General features: G+C 40.4%; 21 protein-coding genes, 1 tRNA gene, 3 rRNA genes and 1 other RNA gene. 22 read left to right on the forward strand and 4 right to left on the reverse strand.

Annotated elements, in window-relative coordinates; translation table 11 throughout:
- Positions 1-58 precede the first annotated feature (58 nt).
- The 5 genes from MKX57_RS00165 to MKX57_RS00185 all read left to right on the forward strand — a co-directional run bounded on the left by MKX57_RS00165 (position 59) and on the right by MKX57_RS00185 (position 3,709).
- Positions 59-694, forward strand: a complete 636-nt coding sequence (locus MKX57_RS00165) for a deoxynucleoside kinase (RefSeq protein ID WP_036121980.1) — start codon at positions 59-61, stop codon at positions 692-694.
- On the forward strand, positions 694-1,362 hold the full coding sequence (locus MKX57_RS00170) for a deoxynucleoside kinase (protein WP_008179676.1): 669 nt from the start codon (positions 694-696) through the stop codon (positions 1,360-1,362). The genes MKX57_RS00165 and MKX57_RS00170 overlap by 1 nt, the downstream gene beginning before the upstream one ends.
- Positions 1,363-1,451: 89 nt before the next feature.
- Positions 1,452-1,979: a TIGR00730 family Rossman fold protein gene (locus tag MKX57_RS00175; RefSeq protein ID WP_043990637.1), complete on the forward strand. Its 528-nt coding sequence runs from the start codon at positions 1,452-1,454 to the stop codon at positions 1,977-1,979.
- A gap of 64 nt (positions 1,980-2,043) precedes the next feature.
- Positions 2,044-2,952, forward strand: a complete 909-nt coding sequence (locus tag MKX57_RS00180) for a methyl-accepting chemotaxis protein (protein WP_008179679.1) — start codon at positions 2,044-2,046, stop codon at positions 2,950-2,952.
- A 136-nt stretch (positions 2,953-3,088) separates the two neighbouring features.
- Positions 3,089-3,709 carry an RraA family protein gene (locus MKX57_RS00185; RefSeq protein WP_107922876.1) on the forward strand — a complete coding sequence of 207 codons (621 nt, stop codon included), beginning with the start codon at positions 3,089-3,091 and terminating at the stop codon, positions 3,707-3,709.
- Positions 3,710-3,753: 44 nt separating this feature from the next.
- Here the strand turns inward: MKX57_RS00185 and MKX57_RS00190 are convergent, their stop codons facing one another.
- From MKX57_RS00190 to MKX57_RS00205, 4 genes are all read right to left on the reverse strand, one after another.
- Entirely contained in the window at positions 3,754-5,028 is a 1,275-nt protein-coding gene (locus MKX57_RS00190; RefSeq protein WP_008179685.1) for a cation:dicarboxylase symporter family transporter, read from the reverse strand.
- 90 nt (positions 5,029-5,118) lie between these two features.
- On the reverse strand, positions 5,119-5,997 hold the full coding sequence (locus tag MKX57_RS00195; protein ID WP_008179686.1) for a response regulator: 879 nt from the start codon (positions 5,995-5,997) through the stop codon (positions 5,119-5,121).
- Positions 5,998-7,257 (reverse strand): ATP-binding protein, encoded by a 1,260-nt coding sequence (locus MKX57_RS00200; protein ID WP_089987394.1) that lies wholly within the window; start codon positions 7,255-7,257, stop codon positions 5,998-6,000.
- 127 nt (positions 7,258-7,384) lie between these two features.
- Positions 7,385-7,477, reverse strand: a tRNA-Ser gene (locus MKX57_RS00205).
- A 166-nt stretch (positions 7,478-7,643) separates the two neighbouring features.
- On the opposite strand from MKX57_RS00205, the gene ffs reads away from it, so the two are divergent.
- From ffs to yabA, 17 genes are all read left to right on the forward strand, one after another.
- Positions 7,644-7,911, forward strand: an RNA gene (gene ffs / locus MKX57_RS00210) — signal recognition particle sRNA large type.
- Positions 7,912-8,052: 141 nt separating this feature from the next.
- Complete coding sequence (gene dnaX, locus MKX57_RS00215) at positions 8,053-9,840, forward strand: DNA polymerase III subunit gamma/tau (RefSeq protein WP_342550671.1); 1,788 nt, start codon at positions 8,053-8,055, stop codon at positions 9,838-9,840.
- 20 nt (positions 9,841-9,860) lie between these two features.
- Positions 9,861-10,175 carry a YbaB/EbfC family nucleoid-associated protein gene (locus MKX57_RS00220; RefSeq protein WP_004233957.1) on the forward strand — a complete coding sequence of 105 codons (315 nt, stop codon included), beginning with the start codon at positions 9,861-9,863 and terminating at the stop codon, positions 10,173-10,175.
- An 11-nt stretch (positions 10,176-10,186) separates the two neighbouring features.
- Positions 10,187-10,783, forward strand: a complete 597-nt coding sequence (gene recR, locus MKX57_RS00225; RefSeq protein WP_008179695.1) for a recombination mediator RecR — start codon at positions 10,187-10,189, stop codon at positions 10,781-10,783.
- 13 nt (positions 10,784-10,796) lie between these two features.
- Positions 10,797-11,012 carry a YaaL family protein gene (locus MKX57_RS00230; RefSeq protein ID WP_008179697.1) on the forward strand — a complete coding sequence of 72 codons (216 nt, stop codon included), beginning with the start codon at positions 10,797-10,799 and terminating at the stop codon, positions 11,010-11,012.
- 73 nt (positions 11,013-11,085) lie between these two features.
- On the forward strand, positions 11,086-11,358 hold the full coding sequence (locus MKX57_RS00235) for a pro-sigmaK processing inhibitor BofA family protein (RefSeq protein ID WP_008179699.1): 273 nt from the start codon (positions 11,086-11,088) through the stop codon (positions 11,356-11,358).
- Positions 11,359-11,631: 273 nt separating this feature from the next.
- Positions 11,632-13,183, forward strand: a 16S ribosomal RNA gene (locus MKX57_RS00240).
- A gap of 234 nt (positions 13,184-13,417) precedes the next feature.
- Positions 13,418-16,345: ribosomal RNA gene (locus tag MKX57_RS00245) — 23S ribosomal RNA — on the forward strand.
- Positions 16,346-16,532: 187 nt separating this feature from the next.
- A 5S ribosomal RNA gene (gene rrf, locus MKX57_RS00250) occupies positions 16,533-16,648 on the forward strand.
- The 16S, 23S and 5S rRNA genes sit together here, the layout of an rRNA operon.
- A 110-nt stretch (positions 16,649-16,758) precedes the next feature.
- Positions 16,759-17,196 carry an SRPBCC family protein gene (locus MKX57_RS00255; protein WP_008179701.1) on the forward strand — a complete coding sequence of 146 codons (438 nt, stop codon included), beginning with the start codon at positions 16,759-16,761 and terminating at the stop codon, positions 17,194-17,196.
- Positions 17,197-17,382: 186 nt separating this feature from the next.
- A complete protein-coding gene (locus MKX57_RS00260; RefSeq protein ID WP_239355389.1) occupies positions 17,383-18,816 on the forward strand; it encodes an aminotransferase class I/II-fold pyridoxal phosphate-dependent enzyme in 1,434 nt (477 codons plus the stop codon).
- Between the two features lie 18 nt (positions 18,817-18,834).
- Positions 18,835-19,464, forward strand: a complete 630-nt coding sequence (gene tmk, locus MKX57_RS00265; protein WP_043990640.1) for a dTMP kinase — start codon at positions 18,835-18,837, stop codon at positions 19,462-19,464.
- Positions 19,465-19,610: 146 nt separating this feature from the next.
- Complete coding sequence (locus MKX57_RS00270) at positions 19,611-19,940, forward strand: cyclic-di-AMP receptor (protein WP_004229230.1); 330 nt, start codon at positions 19,611-19,613, stop codon at positions 19,938-19,940.
- Between the two features lie 131 nt (positions 19,941-20,071).
- On the forward strand, positions 20,072-20,512 hold the full coding sequence (locus tag MKX57_RS00275; protein ID WP_008179711.1) for a YaaR family protein: 441 nt from the start codon (positions 20,072-20,074) through the stop codon (positions 20,510-20,512).
- 298 nt (positions 20,513-20,810) lie between these two features.
- Positions 20,811-21,815 (forward strand): DNA polymerase III subunit delta', encoded by a 1,005-nt coding sequence (gene holB, locus MKX57_RS00280; protein ID WP_008179713.1) that lies wholly within the window; start codon positions 20,811-20,813, stop codon positions 21,813-21,815.
- The gene (locus MKX57_RS00285; protein ID WP_008179715.1) at positions 21,808-22,623 is read left to right on the forward strand and encodes a stage 0 sporulation family protein; all 816 of its coding nucleotides are present in this window, start codon (positions 21,808-21,810) and stop codon (positions 22,621-22,623) included. Before holB ends, MKX57_RS00285 begins: the two co-directional genes overlap by 8 nt.
- Positions 22,624-22,650: 27 nt before the next feature.
- Positions 22,651-23,007: a DNA replication initiation control protein YabA gene (yabA, locus tag MKX57_RS00290; protein ID WP_043990641.1), complete on the forward strand. Its 357-nt coding sequence runs from the start codon at positions 22,651-22,653 to the stop codon at positions 23,005-23,007.
- Positions 23,008-23,057: the final 50 nt, after the last annotated feature.

Here is a 23,057-nt window from a genome sequence, read left to right on the forward strand (position 1 = left end):
TGACTCATTTATGTAGAACACAATGATCGAATCCATAGAACAAAAGGAGGAGCTTCTGGTGACGGTTCCATTTGTTACGGTAGAAGGTCCGATTGGTGTTGGTAAAACCTCTTTATCGAAAGAGATAGCGGCGACATTTAATTACCATCTATTAAAAGAAATTGTAGACGAAAACCCTTTTTTAAATAAGTTTTATGAAAACATTGAGGAGTGGAGTTTCCAAACGGAAATGTTCTTCCTTTGTAATCGCTATAAGCAATTAACGGACATTAAAAAATTCCGATTTGCTCATGCCAAGCCAGTTGTAGCAGATTATCATATTTTTAAAAATTTAATATTTGCGAAGCGTACACTGGCATCTACCGAATACGAAAAGTATGAGGAAATATATCAAATATTAACAAAAGACATGCCTGTTCCTAATGTAGTTGTTTATTTACATGCAAGCGTTGAAACATTGATGAAACGCATTGCCATGCGTGGACGAGATTTTGAAAAAATGATATCACGCGATTATATGGAGCAGCTCGTAACCGATTATCATTCTTTTATCGAACATTTTGAGAAAATGCATCCTGAAATACCAGTTATTAGATTTAATGGAGATCAGCTCGATTTTGTTAAAAATCCAGACGATTTAAATTATGTTTTAAAAATTATTAAGGATACGTTACAAAAAAGGAGTTTGCAATAATGAATTTAAGAGAGAAATACGATATTCCTCCACAAACGGTCATCACGATTGCCGGTACTGTAGGCGTAGGAAAGTCTACGATGACAAAAGCGTTAGCAGAAGCATTAAATTTCCGTACATCATTCGAAAAAGTAGATACAAATCCGTATCTTGATAAATTTTATGAGGACTTTGAAAAATGGAGCTTCCATTTACAAGTCTACTTTTTGGCAGAGCGTTTTAAGGAACAGAAACGTATTTTTGAGTATGGTGGAGGATTTATACAAGACCGTTCTATTTATGAAGATACTGGGATATTCGCTAAAATGCATTACGATAAGGGAACAATGAGCCCAACAGATTATGAAACATACACAAATTTATTTGATGCTATGGTCATGACACCGTATTTCCCACATCCAGATTTACTTGTTTATCTAGAGGGACCGATTGATGCTGTTATTGGGCGTATACAAGAACGAGGGCGCGCAATGGAGCAACAAACGCCAAATGATTATTGGATAGAAATGCATGAACGTTATGAAAACTGGGTTAATAATTTTAATTCCTGTCCAGTTCTACGTTTAGATATTAATGATTATGATTTATTAAAAAATCCGGATGCAATTGAATCAATTGTGAGCCGTATCAGTCATATGCTAAAACAAACAAGCCATTTAAGAAAATAGAAGAGCAACAAACTACCAAAGAACGTGAAACAATACATAGCCGATTGTTTCACGTTTTTTGAATAGGAGGGATTACTATAAGAATTGCAGTGTATTGCGGATCTGGTATAGGTAAAAGTCCAGTGTATGGGGAGAAAGCTACAGAGCTAGGTACAGTATTAGCTAAGCACGGACATAGTGTTGTTTACGGCGGTTCCAAAATGGGGTTAATGGGAAAGGTAGCAGATGCTGTTTTAGCCGCAGGTGGAGAGGTTATTGGTGTTATGCCAACCCATTTACAAAAGCGGGAACTGGCTCATTCTTCATTAACAGAAATTCATTTTGTTGAGTCTATGCATATTCGGAAAGCTAAAATGGCGGAGCTGGCTGATGCATTTATTGCTCTTCCAGGAGGTGCAGGAACGTTAGATGAATATTTCGAAGTTTTTACTTGGGCACAAATTGGCCTTCATGAAAAACCTGTCATTTTATATAATGTGAATGGTTTTTATGATGCACTCTTACAGCATTTTAAAATAATGCTAGAGGAAGGATTTATACGACCTGAACAAAAGTCCTTTTTCCGTATAGCAACTACTCCAGAGGAAATAGTACGTTTACTAAAAAAACATGGGTGAACATTGCCCATGTTTTTTATAATATAAAATAAACGGTAAAAAATAGAAATAGATGAGGTGGATTATGCAAGGTGCAGATACTCAAGTAACCGATGATTTAGTAGTACAAGCCATTGAACGCAATATAGCAATTATACGTTTTGATATGAATCGAAGGGTAGCCTATGTGAATGAACCGTTTGCTAGAACATTAGGCTATACAGTACAAGAAATGTTAGGAAAGAATCATAAAGATTTTTGTTTACCACATTTCGTTCACAGTCCAGCATATGAACAATTTTGGCGCAATTTAGTAGCAGGAAATAGTTATCAGGGCAAAATTGAGAGAATTGATGGAAATGGCCAAAGGATTTGGCTTGAGGCTACGTATATGCCTGTTTTCGCCAACCATACAAATAAAGTAATCGGTGTTTCAAAAATTGCTACAAATATTACTGAACGCCAAAATGAAATAACAAATGTAGCCGATCAATTGAAGGAAATGTCTAATGAGCTTCATCAACGTTCAGAGGCTGGTATTCAAAATAGTCAAGAATTACTGAGCACCATTCAAGTGGTTTCTCAGGAGTCAAAAGAAAATGTTAGCAATCTGGCACAGCTAAAAAATCAAGCTGATTCCATTAAAGGGATTGTGAAAACCATTCAAGAGATTGCTTCCCAAACAAATTTATTAGCTTTAAATGCAGCTATTGAAGCTGCGCGAGCTGGGGAGTATGGCCGAGGCTTTGATGTAGTGGCAAAAGAGGTGCGGAAGCTTTCTGTCAGGGTAGAGCAATCCATTTCAGAGGTGAAGGATCATATAGAAGGGATAGAGCGGGAAATTAGTCAAGTGACAGACAGTATTACAAAGATAGCTGAAAAAGTAGAAAAAACAAATGAACAAATTACTATTACAACTAAAGATTTTAATGAAATTGCATCTGCGGCTGAAGCTTTAGACGAGCAGTCCAAGCAATTTATTGAAATTATTTAACGTTCCATATTGCCCCATCCACAGACTAGGTGGTGGACTAATTTACAATATTTTAGTAGATATATTGAAATAGTATAAGTATTTTCTTTACAATATTTGTGTAAGACGTTCATTAATCATAATAGGGGTGTTATGGATGACAAAAGTGGAAGTAAGTTTTCAGCATCTACCAACAACAGCTATTTCAGATGCGACAGGTGGACATACGAATTTGTGTAGTACGATTAAACCGCTAGCCAATCATTTTAAAATTGCTGGGCGTGCGGTAACTGTACGATTACCAGATGGTGAAAATGGTGCAGTGTTGGAGGCTATTCGAGCGGCCAATGAAGGTGATATTTTGGTTATTGATGCAAAAGGAAACACCAATCGAGCGGTAGCAGGAGATTTTGTGGTGTCCTTAGCAAAAGGTATTGGTGTACAAGGCTTTGTAGTTGACGGTGTAATTCGTGATATTGCCGCTATTCGTGAGTTAGATTTCCCTGTATTCGCTTTAGGTACTACAGTAGCTGCTGGTAATAAAAATGGTGGTGGTAAAGTAAATGTTCCCATTGCCCTTGGAGGAGTAACAGTTCACCCAGGCGACTATATAATTGGAGATGTGGATGGTGTCATTGTTGTACCACAGCAAGATGCTGAAAAAGTGATTGAAGCTGCAGAGGAAAAGATACTTAAAGATGAAAAGCGTGCGCAAGAAGCACATGTAAATGGCAAAGAATCTGTTGTTGCGTATTTAAATAAAGTGCTTGGAAAATAAAAAAACGCTCACGATGCCATCCAACATCGTGAGCGTTTTATATTTTATGCTAAATTCTCATTTTCATTAAAGTAATTCTTCATTTTTTCACGATCGAAACGGCCTTCCCATTTCGCCATTACTAATGACGCTAATGAGTTACCAATTACGTTAACAACTGTACGTCCCATATCAAGAATACGGTCAATACCAGCGATAAATGCTAGACCTTCTAACGGAATGCCGACAGTACCTAAAGTGGCTAGAAGCACTACGAAAGATACCCCTGGAACCCCTGCAATCCCTTTTGATGTAACCATCAATACAAGCATTAACGTAATTTGTTCACCAATGCTTAGGTGAATACCGTACATTTGCGCAATAAATAATGCTGCAATCGCTTGGTATAGCGTTGATCCGTCTAAGTTAAAGGAGTAACCGGTTGGGATAACAAAGGATACAATATCCTTCGGAGCCCCTAATTTCTCCATTTTTAACATAATACGCGGTAATACAGCTTCAGAACTTGCTGTTGAGAATGCTAAGATTAGCTCATCTTTCAACACTTTAATTAAATAGAAGATGCTGATTCCTGCGAATTTTGCCACAAGGCCAAGAACAACAAAGATAAAGAATAACATAGTTGCATAAACAAGAATGGCTAATTTGGCAAGTGGTACCAGTGAAGCAAACCCATATTTGGAAACGGTTACACCAATTAAACCAAATACCCCGATTGGAGCAAACTTCATTACGAGATTAGTTACCCAGAACATCGCATCTGCTACCCCTTGGAAGAAGTCTAAGACTGGCTTTCCTCGATCGCCAACTGCTGCAACTCCTAAACCAAAAATAACTGAGAAGAAAATAATCGCAAGCATATTACCCTCAGCCATAGACTGAATAATATTTGTTGGGACAATACCTACAATTATATCGAAGGGCCCCTCATGCTGTACTTCCTCAGTCGTTGTAACATACTTCGAAATATCCCCTTGAGATAATTCGTTCATGTTTATGCCTGCACCTGGTTGGAAAATGTTAGCGGAAAGTAATCCGACTAAAATAGCTACAGTCGTAATAATTTCAAAGTAAATAATAGATTTCCCGCCTAATCGCCCAAGCTGCTTCATGTCTCCAGTACCAGCAACACCTACGATTAATGTAGAAATAATAATAGGTACAACAATCATCTTAATAAGATGTAAAAAGATATCCCCTAATGGTTGTAAATATGTCTCAATCTTGGGGTTTCCATAAAAAATACCACCAACAATGATCCCTAAAATCAAGCCGATTAAAATTTGAGCGGCTAGACTGATTTTAAATTTCTTCTTCAAACCCTTTGTACCCCCTGATATTAAATTTTTAGGACACGCCTTACTTTAATAATACGGAGGACTTATGGAATCCGACAAAATCCGAGAAAATTAATTTAATTTTGTTAAAATGTCTGAATATAGCACTTGTATAAATTTCTTAATATTTACCTTTGCTTTACGATTGTCATGATCTTCAATCTGAGTCATGAGTTGACGAATTTCTTTAAAATCGAAGTAGCGAGGGGCATAGTATTCAAACTCAGAGTTGGTGTAATCGACAACACCTAAGTTTGCGAGATTAATCATGGCAGCTAATATCGTTCTGCGCACACGCTGTTCTATGGCTTTACTTTCCTTTAAAATGTCATCAGGTGTAGCCTTTGTTACAGCAGCGATTTCTTCATAAAGCTCCTTTAATGGAGGGAGGGGGGCAATCTTATGCTGATGAGCAAGTAAAGTTTCTATAATAGCTATAATATCCTCGCTTCCAATCTCACCGACAATACCCATATCATTTAATATAGACTGAATATGGTCTCGTGAAGTTGCTTTATTTGCCTTTTGCTCACTTAATTCAATATTTGTAAGTGATTGACGAATAACTAACAGTGAATTTTTTAGCCGAAATTGTTCTGTAGTTTTTTTCAAAACATTTTCAACCTCAATGCGGTTAATCGGTTTATGAATGAAGAAATCTATTCCTTGCTCATAAGCTTCACCAACCATTTCTTTATTTACAACCTGAGAAATCATTATAAATTGACCCTCAAAGCGATTTTGAATAAGATGTTCGACTGTGGCTATACCATCAAGCTTTGGCATCAGTAAATCGATTAGTACAATCTCTGGCTGGGTCATTAAAATTTGTGGTATGGCATCCTCTCCATTACGAGCTTCGCCAATCACTGTACCTAAGCCACTATCTTCAATAATTTGTTTTAACATGACACGACTTGCGCGATCGTCGTCTACAATAAAATACCTCATTTAAGTCTCTCCCGTTTGAATAGTTTGCGTAGGAATTATGATTTTAAACGTTGTGTATTGATTGTTTGATTCAACGGTTATGGAGCCTTTTAATTTTTCTATTAGTTCAGCAACATGTGAAAGGCCAATGCCAGTAGCTGCGACACCTTCTACATTATATTTTGTGGTAAACCCAGGTTCAAAAATAATAGAAAAATCATTCTGTGAAATTCCCTTTCCATTATCACATATTGTTACTACAGTATTATCCTCTTGTCGTTGAATAGCAATAGAAATGATACCTTGTTCTTCGATAGCCTCCACTGCATTGGCAGTTAAATTATTTAAAAGCGCAAGCAGTGCAATATGTTCCTTTGTTTGAAAATCGAAGTCTATACTTGTTTCAAACTGTATATTCTTCCCAAGTAATTCAGCGTACTTACTATTGCCGTCTTCGATATAATGTAATAATTCTGATAATATAAAAGGCCCGAAGCTTCTCTCACCAACAATCTTTGAAATGCCCGCATAGATGCGTTGTGAATCCTTTTTCACTTCATGAATTTCCTGGGCAATATGAAGAGCTTGCAAGCTTTCCGCTCGATATCCTTGAGCTTTTAATTGCCGATATAATTCAAAACCGCTAGCTGTTATGGTTTCAATATGGTTCATGGATTTTTTTAAATACAGAGTCTCAACATAGAGGTCAGATCCAATATTTAGCATCTCTTGTACACGTTTTTTTTGTTCGGCGATCAATATAGAGCTATAAATACCAACTACAAAAAAGCTTCGTAATAAGGCCACTGCTAATAGGATCAAAAGGTCGTGAAGAAATAAAAATGTATAAGTTTGTACAAAAAATCGGAAAATCTGTTCGGCTAAGTTACTAATGACCTCACTAAAAGCGACGAGTAAACCAAGCTTTAGTGGCTTTTCTCTATATGTTTGAACATCTAAAATTTGTAGGCATATAGCAAACAATACATAAAATAGACCTGCTGGTAAATGGTTAAATATGCTCTCTAATACGGATATATCGTGTAAATAGGAATTAAAAACACGAAAAATGATTGTCACTATACTTGTAGCAAACCCAGCTAAAATAATGGGAGTGGGTTTAATTAATGTGCATAAGAAAAAGATAATGGTGCCTAAACCAAAGCGAAATGTCGTATTGGCAAACGGCATAATTTTAATTTCACTACCAATTGCGGTCAAAACAGCAATCAAAATAACCCAAGTGAGGGAAGTGCGAGCTATATTTCTTTTCGATGGCAATATGACAACCTCCCATAAGCGATATAATAAAAAAATACCACAACCGAGACGGAAGTGGTATTTAACAAGTCATACATACAATTTTGGCAAAAAAAAACGGCTACATTCGTAGTCGGAAATTAAAAACTGGAGGAGGTAGAGGGATTCGAACCCCCGCGCGGTGTTACCCGCCTGTCGGTTTTCAAGACCGATCCCTTCAGCCAGACTTGGGTATACCTCCATGTTATATTACTTTGCTGTCTTTCGACAAAAATAAATTTATCATAACTTAAAACTCAAGTCAATATTTTTTTCGAAAAAATATCATGATGGGAAAAATACATGGGTAATAAATAATTTGTGCATTAAGTTGCAATTTATACAAACAATCAGTATACTAGTTATTGCCGTGCTAGGTGGGAAGGTAGCGGTGTCCTGTAACTCGCAATCCGCTCTAGCGAGACTGAATTCCTTTTTCGAGGCTGTCCGTATTGTTTGGTCTGCCTTCTGCACGTAGTGTTGACGATTGGGTCCTGCGCAATGGATACCCATGAACCATGTCAGGTCCGGAAGGAAGCAGCATTAAGTGGTCATATCCATGTGCCGCGGGGTTGCCTAATCTGAGCTAACGACAGGAGTAACGCTTATGTGCGGCTGTCAAGGAAAGGTGCACGGCATTAAATTGCCAACTCAAAGCATCCGCCTACTATAAGGCGGATGCTTTTTTTATTTTAATTAGTTACTTCATTTTATATATAAGGCAGCAAATGCTATAATAAGACTATTCTATTTAATGGAGAAGGAGAGAGAAAAATAGTGACGTATCAAGCATTTTACCGTGTGTATCGTCCGCAATCTTTTCGAGAGATGTCCGGTCAAGCGCATGTCAAAAGAACGCTACAAAATGCTCTCCTAGCGAATAAAACGACGCATGCTTACCTTTTTTCTGGGCCACGTGGTACAGGGAAGACAAGTACAGCTAAAATTTTTGCAAAAGCTTTAAATTGTGAACATGCGCCTGCAAAAGAGCCTTGTAACGAATGTGCTACATGTATAAGTATTACGGACGGTTCGCATCCTGATGTCATTGAATTTGACGCAGCTTCAAATTCACGTGTTGAAGAGATTAGAGATATTATAGAAAAAGTTCGTTTTGCTCCTGCAAGCAGCAGATACAAGGTGTACATTATTGATGAAGTGCATATGCTCTCTACAAGTGCTTTTAACGCTCTTTTGAAAACTTTAGAAGAGCCGCCTCCTCATGCAGTATTTATTTTAGCAACAACAGAGCCTCATAAATTGCCTGCAACAATTATTTCTCGTTGTCAGCGCTTTGATTTCAAACGACTTTCTACCAGTGATATTATTGAACGTATGAAAGTTGTCTTAGAAGATATTGAGCTGCCATATGAGGAGCAAGGCTTAAAGGTAATAGCGCAATCTGCTGCTGGGGGAATGCGTGATGCTTTAAGTTTATTGGACCAAGTAGTATCTTTCAGCGGAGAGAAACTAAAGCTTGAGGATACATTACTAGTTACAGGTTCAATAAGTCAGGATGTTTTTTATGATTTAGCCGAGGCACTCAAAGCGAAAGATGTTGCACAAATGCTTGCGCTATTAGAACAACTAATTGTTGATGGTAAAGATCCACTGCGTCTTTCAGAAGATTTAATTACATTTTTCCGTGATTTATTATTACTTCAAACAAGTGATGATTTAGCTGAATTATTAGAGCTCGTGTCTCCTGAAGAACGTGTATTATCCTTGGCGCATGAATTTGCACCGAATATGCTTTATGGCTATATCGATATACTTGCGAAAACTCAGCAAGAAATGCGCTTTTCTCACCATACGAAAATCTATTTAGAAACGGCATTACTTAAAATGGTACAGTTTTCGGGAGGGAGCACTAATCAAGCGGTAACTACAACGAGCGATACGGCTATTAACCCTGAATTCGCTCAAAAAATTGTAGCGCTTGAACAGATGGTTCAACAATTATCTGTACAATTACAATCAGGGGCTCCTGTGCAAGCATCGCAAACACCAAAAGAGCAAAGACCACGTGCTAAAAATCCAAACGGCTATAAGGCTCCGACCGGTCGTATCCAAGAGGTACTAAAAGACGCTACAAAGCAAGATGTTCAACGTATAAAATCGGTTTGGGCACAAGCACTAAATCAATTGCAAAAATCTCAATCTGCGCTTTTAGCTGAAGCTGAACCAGTTGCGGCATCTTCAAGTGCTTTTGTGTTAAAATTCAAGTATGATATTCATTGTCAGATGGTTGCAGATAATCAGTCTTTAAAGGGCCACTTTACACAGTTAATTGCCGGACAAACTGGTACAATGTACGAAATGCTTTGTATACCAGAGGAATCTTGGTTAAAAATGCGTGAAGAGTTTATCCGTGATCATAGTATGCAGCACAAAAAAACTTCAGCTGCATCAGAGAATGGTGAGGAATTATTAGAACCACCACCGGCAGAAATGTCGGATGAGCCATTTATCGATGATGCTCAGCCACTTGCTTCACAGGACCCACTTGTGACAGAGGCTGAAAATCTCTTTGGTAAAGATTTTGTTGAAATTATGGAAGATTAAATTTTAGGAGGAAAACATGTATGCGCGGAATGGGAAATATGCAAGGTATGATGAAAAAAATGCAAAAAATGCAAAAGGAAATGATGGAGGCTCAAGAGGCTCTAAATGCAGAGCAATTTGAAGGTGTTGCAGGTGGCGGCATGGTAAAAGTAACTGTGTCTGGTCAACGTGAAGTTGTGTCAGTAAATCTTGATGAATCTGTAGTAGATCCAGAGGATATTGAAATGCTACAAGACTTAATCGTTATTGCTACTAATGAGGCATTAAAAAAGGTAGAAGAAAAAACGAACTCAACGATGGGTAAATTTACTCAAGGCTTAAACCTTCCATTCTAGGAGGTATTCATATGTACTACCCAGAACCAATATCAAAATTGATCGATAGTTTTATGAAATTGCCAGGTATCGGGCCAAAAACTGCGGCTCGTCTGGCGTTTTTTGTGTTATCAATGAAGGAAGAAGATGTCTTATCTTTTTCTAAAGCATTAGTTGATGCTAAACGAAATTTAAGCTACTGTTCCGTTTGTGGCAATATTACGGATGTAGACCCATGTCACATATGTACAGACAAACAACGAGATCATTCGATTATTTGTGTTGTTCAAGATACAAAAGATGTGATTGCGATGGAAAAAATGCGTGACTATAATGGCATGTACCATGTGCTACAAGGTGCGATATCACCGATGGATGGTATTGGTCCAGAGGATATTAATGTCGCTTCCTTGTTGGTCCGGTTGCACGATGAAAGTGTCCAAGAGCTTATTCTAGCTACGAATTCAACTATTGAAGGCGAGGCAACAGCTATGTATATATCTCGCCTTGTCAAACCATCAGGTATTCGTGCGACCCGCATTGCGCACGGATTACCAGTAGGTGGGGATTTAGAATATGCTGATGAGGTAACGTTATCTAAGGCGATGGAAGGTCGACGTGAGCTGTGAGTGAGGGATTAATATGTTCTTCCGTAGTAAAGGAAAGCTAAAAAAAGAGTTCGATGATAGGCTTGTAAATCTTATAAAAGAAACAAAAGAGGATTTACAACAGGCTAAGATAATAGAAGAATTAATGGACGACTATGATCTAGGGGCGATCGCTCAACGAAAAGCGGCAGAAAGCATTCATTTTTATTTATTTAAAGAAGCTAGAATTCGCAGAGTGTTAATTAAATAGTTCTATTGGCCATTCATAGAAGCAATACAGGAAACATAAACTTTCATAATTATTTTTTTGAGGGGGTAACCATATGTCTTGGTTAGTAATTATGAGTATTTGTGTTCCTGTAGGGCTTCTTTTTCTTTATGTCATAATAAGACATGCTAAGCTTGGCAAAATCTTAGAAGGATTATCTGTTTTTTGGTTTCGATTTGCATTTGCCTTCCTATTATTATTTATGATTCATTTAGGTATCGGTTATATAGGATATAATGTGCCGATTAATCTTTTCTCTGTCTTAACAATTGCCGTTTTAGGTATTCCAGGGGTTCTAGGAATAACAGCTTTAATATTTATTTTATAAAATGCTTGCAATATAATAATATTATGGTATAGTTATAGAAGTCGCCAATACAACTGGTTGAAACGAAAATAAATTAAAAAATTTATGTTGACACAGTGTATGAGACATGATATTATATAAGAGTTGCTGTTGAAAAACAACATGAACCTTGAAAACTGAACAAGCAAAACGTAATCAATAAAGTTTTAAGTAACTAGCCTAGCTAGTGAACGAAACAAAATTTCGGACATCAAAATTGATGCCAGCAAAACAATTTGAGCTAATCAAATTTCTTTTATGGAGAGTTTGATCCTGGCTCAGGACGAACGCTGGCGGCGTGCCTAATACATGCAAGTCGAGCGAACAGAGAAGGAGCTTGCTCCTTCGACGTTAGCGGCGGACGGGTGAGTAACACGTGGGCAACCTACCTTATAGTTTGGGATAACTCCGGGAAACCGGGGCTAATACCGAATAATCTGTTTCACCTCATGGTGAAACACTGAAAGACGGTTTCGGCTGTCGCTATAGGATGGGCCCGCGGCGCATTAGCTAGTTGGTGAGGTAACGGCTCACCAAGGCGACGATGCGTAGCCGACCTGAGAGGGTGATCGGCCACACTGGGACTGAGACACGGCCCAGACTCCTACGGGAGGCAGCAGTAGGGAATCTTCCACAATGGGCGAAAGCCTGATGGAGCAACGCCGCGTGAGTGAAGAAGGATTTCGGTTCGTAAAACTCTGTTGTAAGGGAAGAACAAGTACAGTAGTAACTGGCTGTACCTTGACGGTACCTTATTAGAAAGCCACGGCTAACTACGTGCCAGCAGCCGCGGTAATACGTAGGTGGCAAGCGTTGTCCGGAATTATTGGGCGTAAAGCGCGCGCAGGTGGTTTCTTAAGTCTGATGTGAAAGCCCACGGCTCAACCGTGGAGGGTCATTGGAAACTGGGAGACTTGAGTGCAGAAGAGGATAGTGGAATTCCAAGTGTAGCGGTGAAATGCGTAGAGATTTGGAGGAACACCAGTGGCGAAGGCGACTATCTGGTCTGTAACTGACACTGAGGCGCGAAAGCGTGGGGAGCAAACAGGATTAGATACCCTGGTAGTCCACGCCGTAAACGATGAGTGCTAAGTGTTAGGGGGTTTCCGCCCCTTAGTGCTGCAGCTAACGCATTAAGCACTCCGCCTGGGGAGTACGGTCGCAAGACTGAAACTCAAAGGAATTGACGGGGGCCCGCACAAGCGGTGGAGCATGTGGTTTAATTCGAAGCAACGCGAAGAACCTTACCAGGTCTTGACATCCCGTTGACCACTGTAGAGATATAGTTTCCCCTTCGGGGGCAACGGTGACAGGTGGTGCATGGTTGTCGTCAGCTCGTGTCGTGAGATGTTGGGTTAAGTCCCGCAACGAGCGCAACCCTTGATCTTAGTTGCCATCATTTAGTTGGGCACTCTAAGGTGACTGCCGGTGACAAACCGGAGGAAGGTGGGGATGACGTCAAATCATCATGCCCCTTATGACCTGGGCTACACACGTGCTACAATGGACGATACAAACGGTTGCCAACTCGCGAGAGGGAGCTAATCCGATAAAGTCGTTCTCAGTTCGGATTGTAGGCTGCAACTCGCCTACATGAAGCCGGAATCGCTAGTAATCGCGGATCAGCATGCCGCGGTGAATACGTTCCCGGGCCTTGTACACACCGCCCGTCACACCACGAGAGTTTGTAACACCCGAAGTCGGTGAGGTAACCTTTTGGAGCCAGCCGCCGAAGGTGGGATAGATGATTGGGGTGAAGTCGTAACAAGGTAGCCGTATCGGAAGGTGCGGCTGGATCACCTCCTTTCTAAGGATATTTTCGGAATACAAACCTTGGGTTTGTAAGATTACGTTTTGCGTTCAGTTTTGAAGGTTCATTCTTCTGAATGAAATACTTCAAAACTTGTTCTTTGAAAACTGGATAAAACGACATTGAAATAGTAACAAACACATTTATTTTTTTAAGTTTTTTATAGGCTTAATAACATTAAAAGGTTTCAAGACACGAGCAGTTAAATGCGATGTGTATTGGAAGCTGATAGGTTAAGTTATTAAGGGCGCACGGCGAATGCCTTGGCACTAGGAGCCGAAGAAGGACGGCACTAACACCGATATGCTTCGGGGAGCTGTAAGTGAGCTTTGATCCGGAGATTTCCGAATGGGGGAACCCACTACGTTTAATCGCGTAGTATCTTGACGTGAATACATAGCGTCTTGAAGGCAGACCCAGGGAACTGAAACATCTAAGTACCTGGAGGAAGAGAAAGAAAAATCGATTCCCTGAGTAGCGGCGAGCGAAACGGGAAGAGCCCAAACCAAGAGGCTTGCCTCTTGGGGTTGTAGGACACTCAATACGGAGTTACAAAAGAGCGAGTTAGATGAAGCGACTTGGAAAGGTCCGCCAGAGCAGGTAAAAGCCCTGTAGTCGAAAGTTCGTTCCCTCCTGAGTGGATCCTGAGTACGGCGGAACACGTGAAATTCCGTCGGAATCCGGGAGGACCATCTCCCAAGGCTAAATACTACCTAGTGACCGATAGTGAACCAGTACCGTGAGGGAAAGGTGAAAAGCACCCCGGAAGGGGAGTGAAAGAGATCCTGAAACCGTGTGCCTACAAGTAGTTAGAGCCCGTTAATGGGTGATAGCGTGCCTTTTGTAGAATGAACCGGCGAGTTACGATTACGTGCGAGGTTAAGCTTTAGAAGGCGGAGCCGCAGCGAAAGCGAGTCTGAATAGGGCGAAATAGTACGTGGTCGTAGACCCGAAACCAGGTGATCTACCCATGTCCAGGGTGAAGGTAAGGTAACACTTACTGGAGGCCCGAACCCACGCACGTTGAAAAGTGCGGGGATGAGGTGTGGGTAGCGGAGAAATTCCAATCGAACTTGGAGATAGCTGGTTCTCTCCGAAATAGCTTTAGGGCTAGCCTCGTGATGAGAATACTGGAGGTAGAGCACTGTTTGGACTAGGGGGCCATCCCGGTTTACCGAATTCAGACAAACTCCGAATGCCAGATATTTATACACGGGAGTCAGACTGCGAGTGATAAGATCCGTAGTCAAAAGGGAAACAGCCCAGACCACCAGCTAAGGTCCCAAAGTAATCGTTAAGTGGAAAAGGATGTGGCGTTGCACAGACAACCAGGATGTTGGCTTAGAAGCAGCCATCATTTAAAGAGTGCGTAATAGCTCACTGGTCGAGTGACGCTGCGCCGAAAATGTATCGGGGCTAAACGATTCACCGAAGCTGTGGATTGACATCTACGATGTCAGTGGTAGGAGAGCGTTCTAAGTGCGTTGAAGTCAGACCGGAAGGACTGGTGGAGCGCTTAGAAGTGAGAATGCCGGTATGAGTAGCGAAAGACGGGTGAGAATCCCGTCCACCGTATGACTAAGGTTTCCTGAGGAAGGCTCGTCCGCTCAGGGTTAGTCGGGACCTAAGCCGAGGCCGATAGGCGTAGGCGATGGACAACAGGTTGATATTCCTGTACCACCTCCTCACCGTTTGAGAAATGGGGGGACGCAGTAGGATAGGGTAAGCGCGCTGTTGGTTATGCGCGTCCAAGCAGTAAGGCGTGTGTGTAGGCAAATCCGCACACTGTAACGTTGAGCTGTGATGGCGAGTCCGTATGGACGAAGTTCCTGATTTCACACTGCCAAGAAAAGCCTCTATCGAGGTGAGAGGTGCCCGTACCGCAAACCGACACAGGTAGTCGAGGAGAGAATCCTAAGGTGTGCGAGAGAACTCTCGTTAAGGAACTCGGCAAAATGACCCCGTAACTTCGGGAGAAGGGGTGCTCTTGAGCGTGCAAGCGCATGAGAGCCGCAGTGAATAGGCCCAGGCGACTGTTTAGCAAAAACACAGGTCTCTGCAAAACCGTAAGGTGACGTATAGGGGCTGACGCCTGCCCGGTGCTGGAAGGTTAAGAGGAGTGGTTAGCGCAAGCGAAGCTGCGAATTGAAGCCCCAGTAAACGGCGGCCGTAACTATAACGGTCCTAAGGTAGCGAAATTCCTTGTCGGGTAAGTTCCGACCCGCACGAAAGGCGTAACGATCTGGGCACTGTCTCAACGAGAGACTCGGTGAAATTATAGTACCTGTGAAGATGCAGGTTACCCGCGACAGGACGGAAAGACCCCGTGGAGCTTTACTGTAGCCTGATATTGAATTTTGGTACAACTTGTACAGGATAGGTAGGAGCCAGAGATCTCGGAGCGCCAGCTTCGAAGGAGGCGTCGGTGGGATACTACCCTGGTTGTATTGAAATTCTAACCCATGCCCCTTAGCGGGGCAGGAGACAGTGTCAGGCGGACAGTTTGACTGGGGCGGTCGCCTCCTAAAAGGTAACGGAGGCGCCCAAAGGTTCCCTCAGAATGGTTGGAAATCATTCGTAGAGTGTAAAGGCACAAGGGAGCTTGACTGCGAGACCTACAAGTCGAGCAGGGTCGAAAGACGGGCTTAGTGATCCGGTGGTTCCGCATGGAAGGGCCATCGCTCAACGGATAAAAGCTACCCCGGGGATAACAGGCTTATCTCCCCCAAGAGTCCACATCGACGGGGAGGTTTGGCACCTCGATGTCGGCTCATCGCATCCTGGGGCTGTAGTCGGTCCCAAGGGTTGGGCTGTTCGCCCATTAAAGCGGTACGCGAGCTGGGTTCAGAACGTCGTGAGACAGTTCGGTCCCTATCCGTCGTGGGCGTAGGAAATTTGAGAGGAGCTGTCCTTAGTACGAGAGGACCGGGATGGACACACCGCTGGTGTACCAGTTGTCTTGCCAAAGGCATCGCTGGGTAGCTATGTGTGGACGGGATAAGTGCTGAAAGCATCTAAGCATGAAGCCCCCCTCAAGATGAGATTTCCCATTACGCAAGTAAGTAAGATCCCTCAAAGACGATGAGGTAGATAGGTTCGAGGTGGAAGTGTGGTGACACATGGAGCTGACGAATACTAATCGATCGAGGACTTAACCAAAAAAGTTTGAAACCTTCAATGAACCGTTTATCCAGTTTTGAAAGAATAATTTCTTTTATGAAGGGTTTCAAGATACGAGTAGTTCGAGGAAGCAATAGAGAGAGGGAAGGAGCGTACTCAAGTACGTGACTGACTGAACGACAGCAGCTGACGAAGAAATGCGATGTATATTGAAAGCCGAAAATAGTCTAGTGATGATGGCAAAGAGGTCACACCCGTTCCCATACCGAACACGGAAGTTAAGCTCTTTAGCGCCGATGGTAGTTGGGGGCTTCCCCCTGTGAGAGTAGGACGTCGCTAGGCAATTGTAACCGCTGAGATATATCTCGGCGGTTTTTATTTTTGTCTGTCTTTGTAAGCATCAAAAATGGTAAAATCTAATGGTAAAGATTGGACAAAGGGGATGAAATACAGTGGCTACAGGACTATATACGAGTGACGCAATTTATATACAGAGAGAAAAGGTAGAGAGCTTTATTCAAAATAGAGAAAAGTGGGCTGTTTTAATACCAGGTTATTTGCATCATGAGTTGCTAAATGCAAATAATATGATTTGGGTTTTTCAAGGTGACTTCGGCATCATTCAAAAGGCTGTGAAGGTGGAGCTTCAATTGAAATCTTCAGAACCACATCAAGTCTTATTTGATTTAGTTGGCCTATCGGATCCGATAAATGGTGATGGGTCATTTGAAATTAAGCATCAAGATGAATCACTCCTACTTACTGGTAGCTTAACTATGAAGGCTAGTGGCTTTTTAGCAGGAATGATGAATCCCGTATTAGAAAAATTTGTTCCACAATTGGTGGAGCAACTTGTTAGTCAAATGGCTTTGACGGTAGCAAAAGATTAATAGTTTCATTTATAAAGGGTGGAGAACCGACTATTGCAGAAGGAGGCAATGGTCGGTTTTTATAATAGTAAGGCATTTTATTGAAAAATTATAACTTTTCCTATAAATATAGAGCAGCTTGCTGAGGGATGACTTTTTTATCGCGTTATAATCTCGTATAATTAGGTGAGAATATAACGAAAATAGGTGTTTGTTTTGCAAAAGAAAAAGCCGATTATCGAGGGATTAGAACGTTTTCGACAACAACAAAATATTTCTTTTCATGTCCCTGGCCATAAGCATGGCGAACTGTCTCACCTTCCGCAAGCATTTAAGGATGTTATGCGTTATGATGTAACTGAATTATCAGGACTGGATGATTTGCATTATCCTGAGGAAATGATCTTAGAAGCAGAACATTTATTAGCGGATACATATGGAGCGATGAAAAGTTTCTTTTTGGTAGGTGGCTCTACCGTTGGAAATTTAGCAATGATTTACGCTACTTGTCAAAAAGGCGATACCATTATTGTTCAAAGGAATGCGCATAAGTCTATATTTCATGCCATTGAACTTGTTGGAGCCAAGCCTATTTTCGTGTCACCGATATGGGATGAACGAACATTAACGGCAACACATGTTACGTTTCAGGATTTAAAGGAAGCTGTAGAAAATTATTCAGAGGCGAAAGCGGTTGTTTTAACATATCCTACTTATTATGGGGTAACCTCTAGTGAAATACAGCAACAAATTGCTTATTGCCATGAAAAGGGGATCCCTGTATTGGTGGATGAAGCACATGGCGCTCACTTTCATGCATGTTCATTATTTCAACCATCAGCTTTGTCTCTTGGGGCAGATGTTGTCGTACAATCAGCGCATAAAACTCTACCTGCGATGACGATGGCATCCTTTATGCATGTGAGATCGGAGTTAATAGAAGCTGACAAAATCCATCACTATTTACGTATGCTACAATCTAGTAGCCCATCTTATGTGCTATTAGCTTCATTAGATGATGCTCGTTATTATGTACAGACATATATGGAGAGTGATGGGGCATATATAATAGAAAAAAGGAATCAATGGGTTGAAGCATTACGAACAATTGGCTCTTTGGAAGTTATTGAAGTAGATGACCCTCTCAAATTACTTTTACGTGTCAAAGGTTATAGTGGCTTTCAATTACAGAAGGCGCTAGAGGCAGAGCATATCTATGGGGAGTTAGCTGATAGGAATCAAGTTTTATTCATATTACCATTACTCAAGCAAGGACATACCTATCCGTTTGCTGAAATAAGAGTCCGAATAAAGGAAGCTGTGACATTGCTATTAGAAACAGCAAAAACTGATAGCAGCCAGGCTTCTCAAGCAGCTTATAAGTTTGTTCAGATAACTGAGCCTATTTATACTTTCAATGAGATTGCATCTTTAAATAAAGAATGGTTACCATATATGCGAACAATGGGACGAATATCAGCAAGTATGATTATTCCTTATCCACCCGGCATTCCATTACTAGTGCCAGGAGAAAGAATAACAGTAGCAAAACTAAGTCAATTAGAAGAATTACTAGCAGCAGGTGCAACATTTCAAGGAAATCATCGTTTAACAGAAAAATTGATTCAGGTCATTAAATAGTTGGAGGCAATTAACAGCATGAAGAGCAATTTATTTATAACATTTGAAGGTCCAGAAGGAGCAGGGAAAACAACAGTCATTCAAAAGATTGCAGAGCGGTTAGCAGAAATAAATATTGATGTTCTAGCAACAAGAGAACCTGGTGGAATTGAAATTGCAGAAAAAATAAGAACGATTATTTTAAATCCTGCACATACAGCAATGGATGAACGAACTGAAGCATTGTTATATGCCGCAGCAAGAAGCCAGCATTATTTTGAAAAGGTTCAACCTGCTTTAGATGCTGGGAAGTTGGTAATATGTGATCGTTTTATCGATTCATCTTTAGCCTATCAAGGTTATGCAAGAGGTATAGGTATTGATGAGGTGCTTTCCATTAATGAATTCGCTATCGGAAAGAAATTACCTGATATGACGATATTATTTGATATTGCACCAGAAGTAGGGTTAGCACGTATTTATGCAACGGGAAATCGCGAAGTAAATCGTTTAGATGTTGAAAGTTTACCGTTTCATCAAAAGGTGCATGAAGGGTATTTACTACTAGTTGAGCGTTATCCAGAACGTATACGTATTGTGAATGCTGACCAAGATATTGATAGCGTTGTTGAAGATGTATGGTCATTATTATTGGACGCAATACAGTAAATACATGAAGTTGTCTATAACAATGTGATATAATGATACTATCCATTATTTTATCTTCAATTAGATTATTAATAGTGGGAGTATTAAAAGTTTAGGAATAATATTGAAACCTATTTAGGTTAATTTTATAAAAGGGGTGAGTGCGAATGAAGTTAGTCGTAGCTGTAGTGCAGGATCAGGATAGCAGCCGCTTATCAAATGCTTTAACGAAAAATCAGTTTCGCGCAACTAAATTAGCGAGCACAGGAGGATTTTTACGTTCAGGAAATACGACGTTTCTTATAGGAACTGAAGACTCTCTCATACCCAAACTTTTAGATATTATTCGGGATAATTGTCGTGCTCGGGAGCAGATGGTTGCGCCAGTTTCTCCACTAGGGGGAAATGCTGATTCCTATATTCCTTATCCTGTAGAGGTTGAGGTAGGAGGAGCCACTGTCTTTGTTTTACCAATTGAACAATTCCATCATTTTTAAAAAAGAGCCTCCTCATAAACATTAGGGTTCACTGTTTGAAAGGCAGAATCATGACTAGGATTTAGCCTATTGTTATCCTAAAGCAATCATGCTGAGGAGAAATAGATAAAGATCGTGGGGGCGAAACAAGCTTGAAAATTAATCAAGATATACGCGTCGGGTTAAATACAAATCGTAAAGAGCCACTACAAAATAATAATCAAAATAACCGATTTGGGGATATGGTCGTCAAGCAAGGAACAAAGTTGCAAACTGAGCAATTGACAAGGTTGTTAGGGGATATATCTACTGCAGGTGACCGAGTTGCGAGATCGCGTAATTTACGAGAACTTGCTAGGTTTAAAATGCTAGTTAAACGATTTCTACAAGAGACAGTAGAACATGGTATGGAATTAAAGCAATCTCATACTTGGAATCGTTTTGGTGAAGGAAGACGTTTAAAAATCATTGATACTATTGATACACGTCTGGTTGAACTTGCGCAAGATCTTTTAGACGAAGAGAAAGAAGCGATTGACCTCCTTGATAAAATCGGTGAGATTAAAGGCTTACTAATTAACTTATATATGTAAAACCCGTGTCTCATTCTCCTATAGGCGCGGGCTTTTTTCGAATATTTACCTTCATTCAATAGTAGACCCATGATCAATTGAAAACCAATAGCGTTTAAATACTTATCATTTCATTTTTGAATTCAAGAATATCTGTTAATAAAGAACGCTGTGATTATCTTCCCAAATGTGTGAGGTGACAGTGGCAATTTTACGCAAAACGCAATCGCCAATAAAGAACTACTGCAATGTTTCTATGGAAAGTTAAGAGTGGAACAGTCCCATCTTTACAATAGAAACAGGAAGGAATTTTAAATATATGGCCAAGAATGTTGAAGAGCTATTCGCGCTACAACCAGTTGTAATGAAGCAACTTCAAACGATTTTTGACAAAAATAGATTAGCACATGCGTACATTTTTGACGGTGAAAAAGGGACAGGCAAAGCAGATATTATGCATTTTTTTGTCAAACTAATGCTATGTGAGCACCCAAATGAAAATGTTCCATGTGAAACATGTCGAAATTGCAGACGTGTGGATTCGGGAAATCATCCAAATATTCATCAAATTTATCCAGAGGGTCAATTTATTAAGATTGATCAAATGCGTGAATTAATTGGTGAAATGAAAATGATGGGCGTAGAAGAGGGACGCAAAATCTATGTTCTTCATCATGCAGATCGTCTCAACACTGCTTCTGCCAATATGATACTTAAATTTTTAGAGGAGCCGGATGGTGAGGTTACTGCTATTTTATTAACAGAGCAAATGCAATCGATACTACCAACGATCCGCTCGCGTTGCCAACACATAAAATTCCAAAAAATGCCCCGTCATGTTTTATTACAGCATTTACAGGAAAATAATATTTCGCATTCGATGGCTTCAACCGTAAGTATGATGACGAACGAGCTCGAAATGGCGATATTTTTAGCAAGTGATGAGCAGTTTGCACTTGCTCGAAAAACAGTGTTAAAATTAGTAGAAGCTATTCGGCAAAATGTACATGAGGCCATGCTTATTGTGCACGAGGAGTGGCTACCACACTTTAAAGAAAAAAGCGAAATAGAGCAAGCAATGGATTTACTACTATTTGCTTACCGTGATATAGTGTCAATAAAAGCTAATCCCGAGGCAGCTTGTACTTATCCAGACATGTTACCACTATTCAAAGAAGTCGCGTTATATTCCACTTATGAGCAATTGTCTAAGCAAATGGAATCTATTTTACAGGCGCGTGCATCTTTACAGCGTAACATGAATAGGACGTTATTGATGGAGCAGTTAATGCTAAATCTGCAGGAGGGATATACATTTGTATAATGTAGTAGGAGTCCGCTTTAAAAAAGCGGGTAAAATATATTATTTTGATCCAGCATCATTTCTATTAGAAGATAGTCAATATGTTATTGTTGAGACAGCGCGCGGCGTCGAATATGGTAAAGTGGTTGTCCCTCAAAAAGTAGTAGGTGATAATGATGTTGTATTACCACTTAAACAAGTACTTCGACCGGCGGATGATCGTGATCGTATACAAGTAGAAGAAAACGCTGCTGAGTCAAAACGAGCATTTGAACTTGCGAGTACTAAAATTATAGAACATAATCTAGAAATGAAGCTTGTAGATGTTGAGTATACATTTGATCGTAATAAAATCATTTTTTATTTTACAGCTGAAGGACGAGTTGACTTCAGGGATCTTGTAAAAGATTTAGCTTCGGTATTTAGAACACGTATCGAACTTCGCCAAATCGGTGTTCGTGATGAAGCAAAATTATTAGGAGGCATTGGGCCTTGTGGTCGTATGCTATGTTGCTCTACATTTTTAGGAGATTTTGAGCCAGTTTCTATAAAAATGGCTAAAGATCAAAACTTATCTTTAAATCCTTCAAAAATATCAGGACTTTGCGGACGTTTAATGTGTTGCTTAAAGTATGAGAATGATGAGTATGAAGAGGCAAAAGAAGGTATGCCAGATTTAGGTGAAGTAGCTATGACACCAGATGGCCGCGGTAAAGTTGTAGGTTTAAATGTGCTGGAAAGACTTATTCAAGTATATTTACAAGAGCAGGAGCGCACAGTTGAGTATACACTAGAAGAACTGCTAGCATGCGAAAAAAATCTTATATAAGATAGAGAATTTAACGAGGTGGCTTGGGTGAAGGACCGTAATTTCTTAGATACCGTTATGGAGTTCGAACAACAGCTCGAAGCAATGCAGGAGCAATTTAGTGCATTGAAACAATTTGTAGCGTTAATGATGGAAGAGCATAAGGCACTCGAAACAGAAAATCATCATCTTCGCACACGTCTAGAAGAACTACTTTCAAATACACACTCCGTACAAGCTGCTGAAGTAAAGAAAGAGAGTCCGCTAGATATAGGTGAAGGCTATGATAACCTAGCTCGTCTATACCAGGAAGGTTTCCATGTTTGTCATGTTCATTTTGGAAGCTCTCGAAAAGGTGAAGATTGTCTGTTTTGTCTATCATTTTTAAATAAACAAAATGTATAATAGAAGGCTGATTCCCACCACGGTGGTATCAGTCTTTTCTTTTGTAGCAT

It is taken from the genome of Lysinibacillus sp. FSL M8-0216, assembly GCF_038595555.1.
Lineage (GTDB): Bacteria > Bacillota > Bacilli > Bacillales_A > Planococcaceae > Lysinibacillus > Lysinibacillus fusiformis.

Excerpts from the sequence above, each read along its gene's own strand:
- MKX57_RS00170 (WP_008179676.1), top strand. The coding sequence starts at position 694 with ATGAATTTAAGAGAGAAATACGATATTCCTCCACAAACGGTCATCACG.
- MKX57_RS00180 (WP_008179679.1), top strand. The coding sequence starts at position 2,044 with ATGCAAGGTGCAGATACTCAAGTAACCGATGATTTAGTAGTACAAGCC.
- MKX57_RS00185 (WP_107922876.1), top strand. The coding sequence starts at position 3,089 with ATGACAAAAGTGGAAGTAAGTTTTCAGCATCTACCAACAACAGCTATT.
- MKX57_RS00195 (WP_008179686.1), bottom strand. The coding sequence starts at position 5,997 with ATGAGGTATTTTATTGTAGACGACGATCGCGCAAGTCGTGTCATGTTA.
- MKX57_RS00220 (WP_004233957.1), top strand. The coding sequence starts at position 9,861 with ATGCGCGGAATGGGAAATATGCAAGGTATGATGAAAAAAATGCAAAAA.
- recR (WP_008179695.1), top strand. The coding sequence starts at position 10,187 with ATGTACTACCCAGAACCAATATCAAAATTGATCGATAGTTTTATGAAA.
- MKX57_RS00230 (WP_008179697.1), top strand. The coding sequence starts at position 10,797 with ATGTTCTTCCGTAGTAAAGGAAAGCTAAAAAAAGAGTTCGATGATAGG.
- MKX57_RS00235 (WP_008179699.1), top strand. The coding sequence starts at position 11,086 with ATGTCTTGGTTAGTAATTATGAGTATTTGTGTTCCTGTAGGGCTTCTT.
- tmk (WP_043990640.1), top strand. The coding sequence starts at position 18,835 with ATGAAGAGCAATTTATTTATAACATTTGAAGGTCCAGAAGGAGCAGGG.
- MKX57_RS00270 (WP_004229230.1), top strand. The coding sequence starts at position 19,611 with ATGAAGTTAGTCGTAGCTGTAGTGCAGGATCAGGATAGCAGCCGCTTA.
- holB (WP_008179713.1), top strand. The coding sequence starts at position 20,811 with ATGGCCAAGAATGTTGAAGAGCTATTCGCGCTACAACCAGTTGTAATG.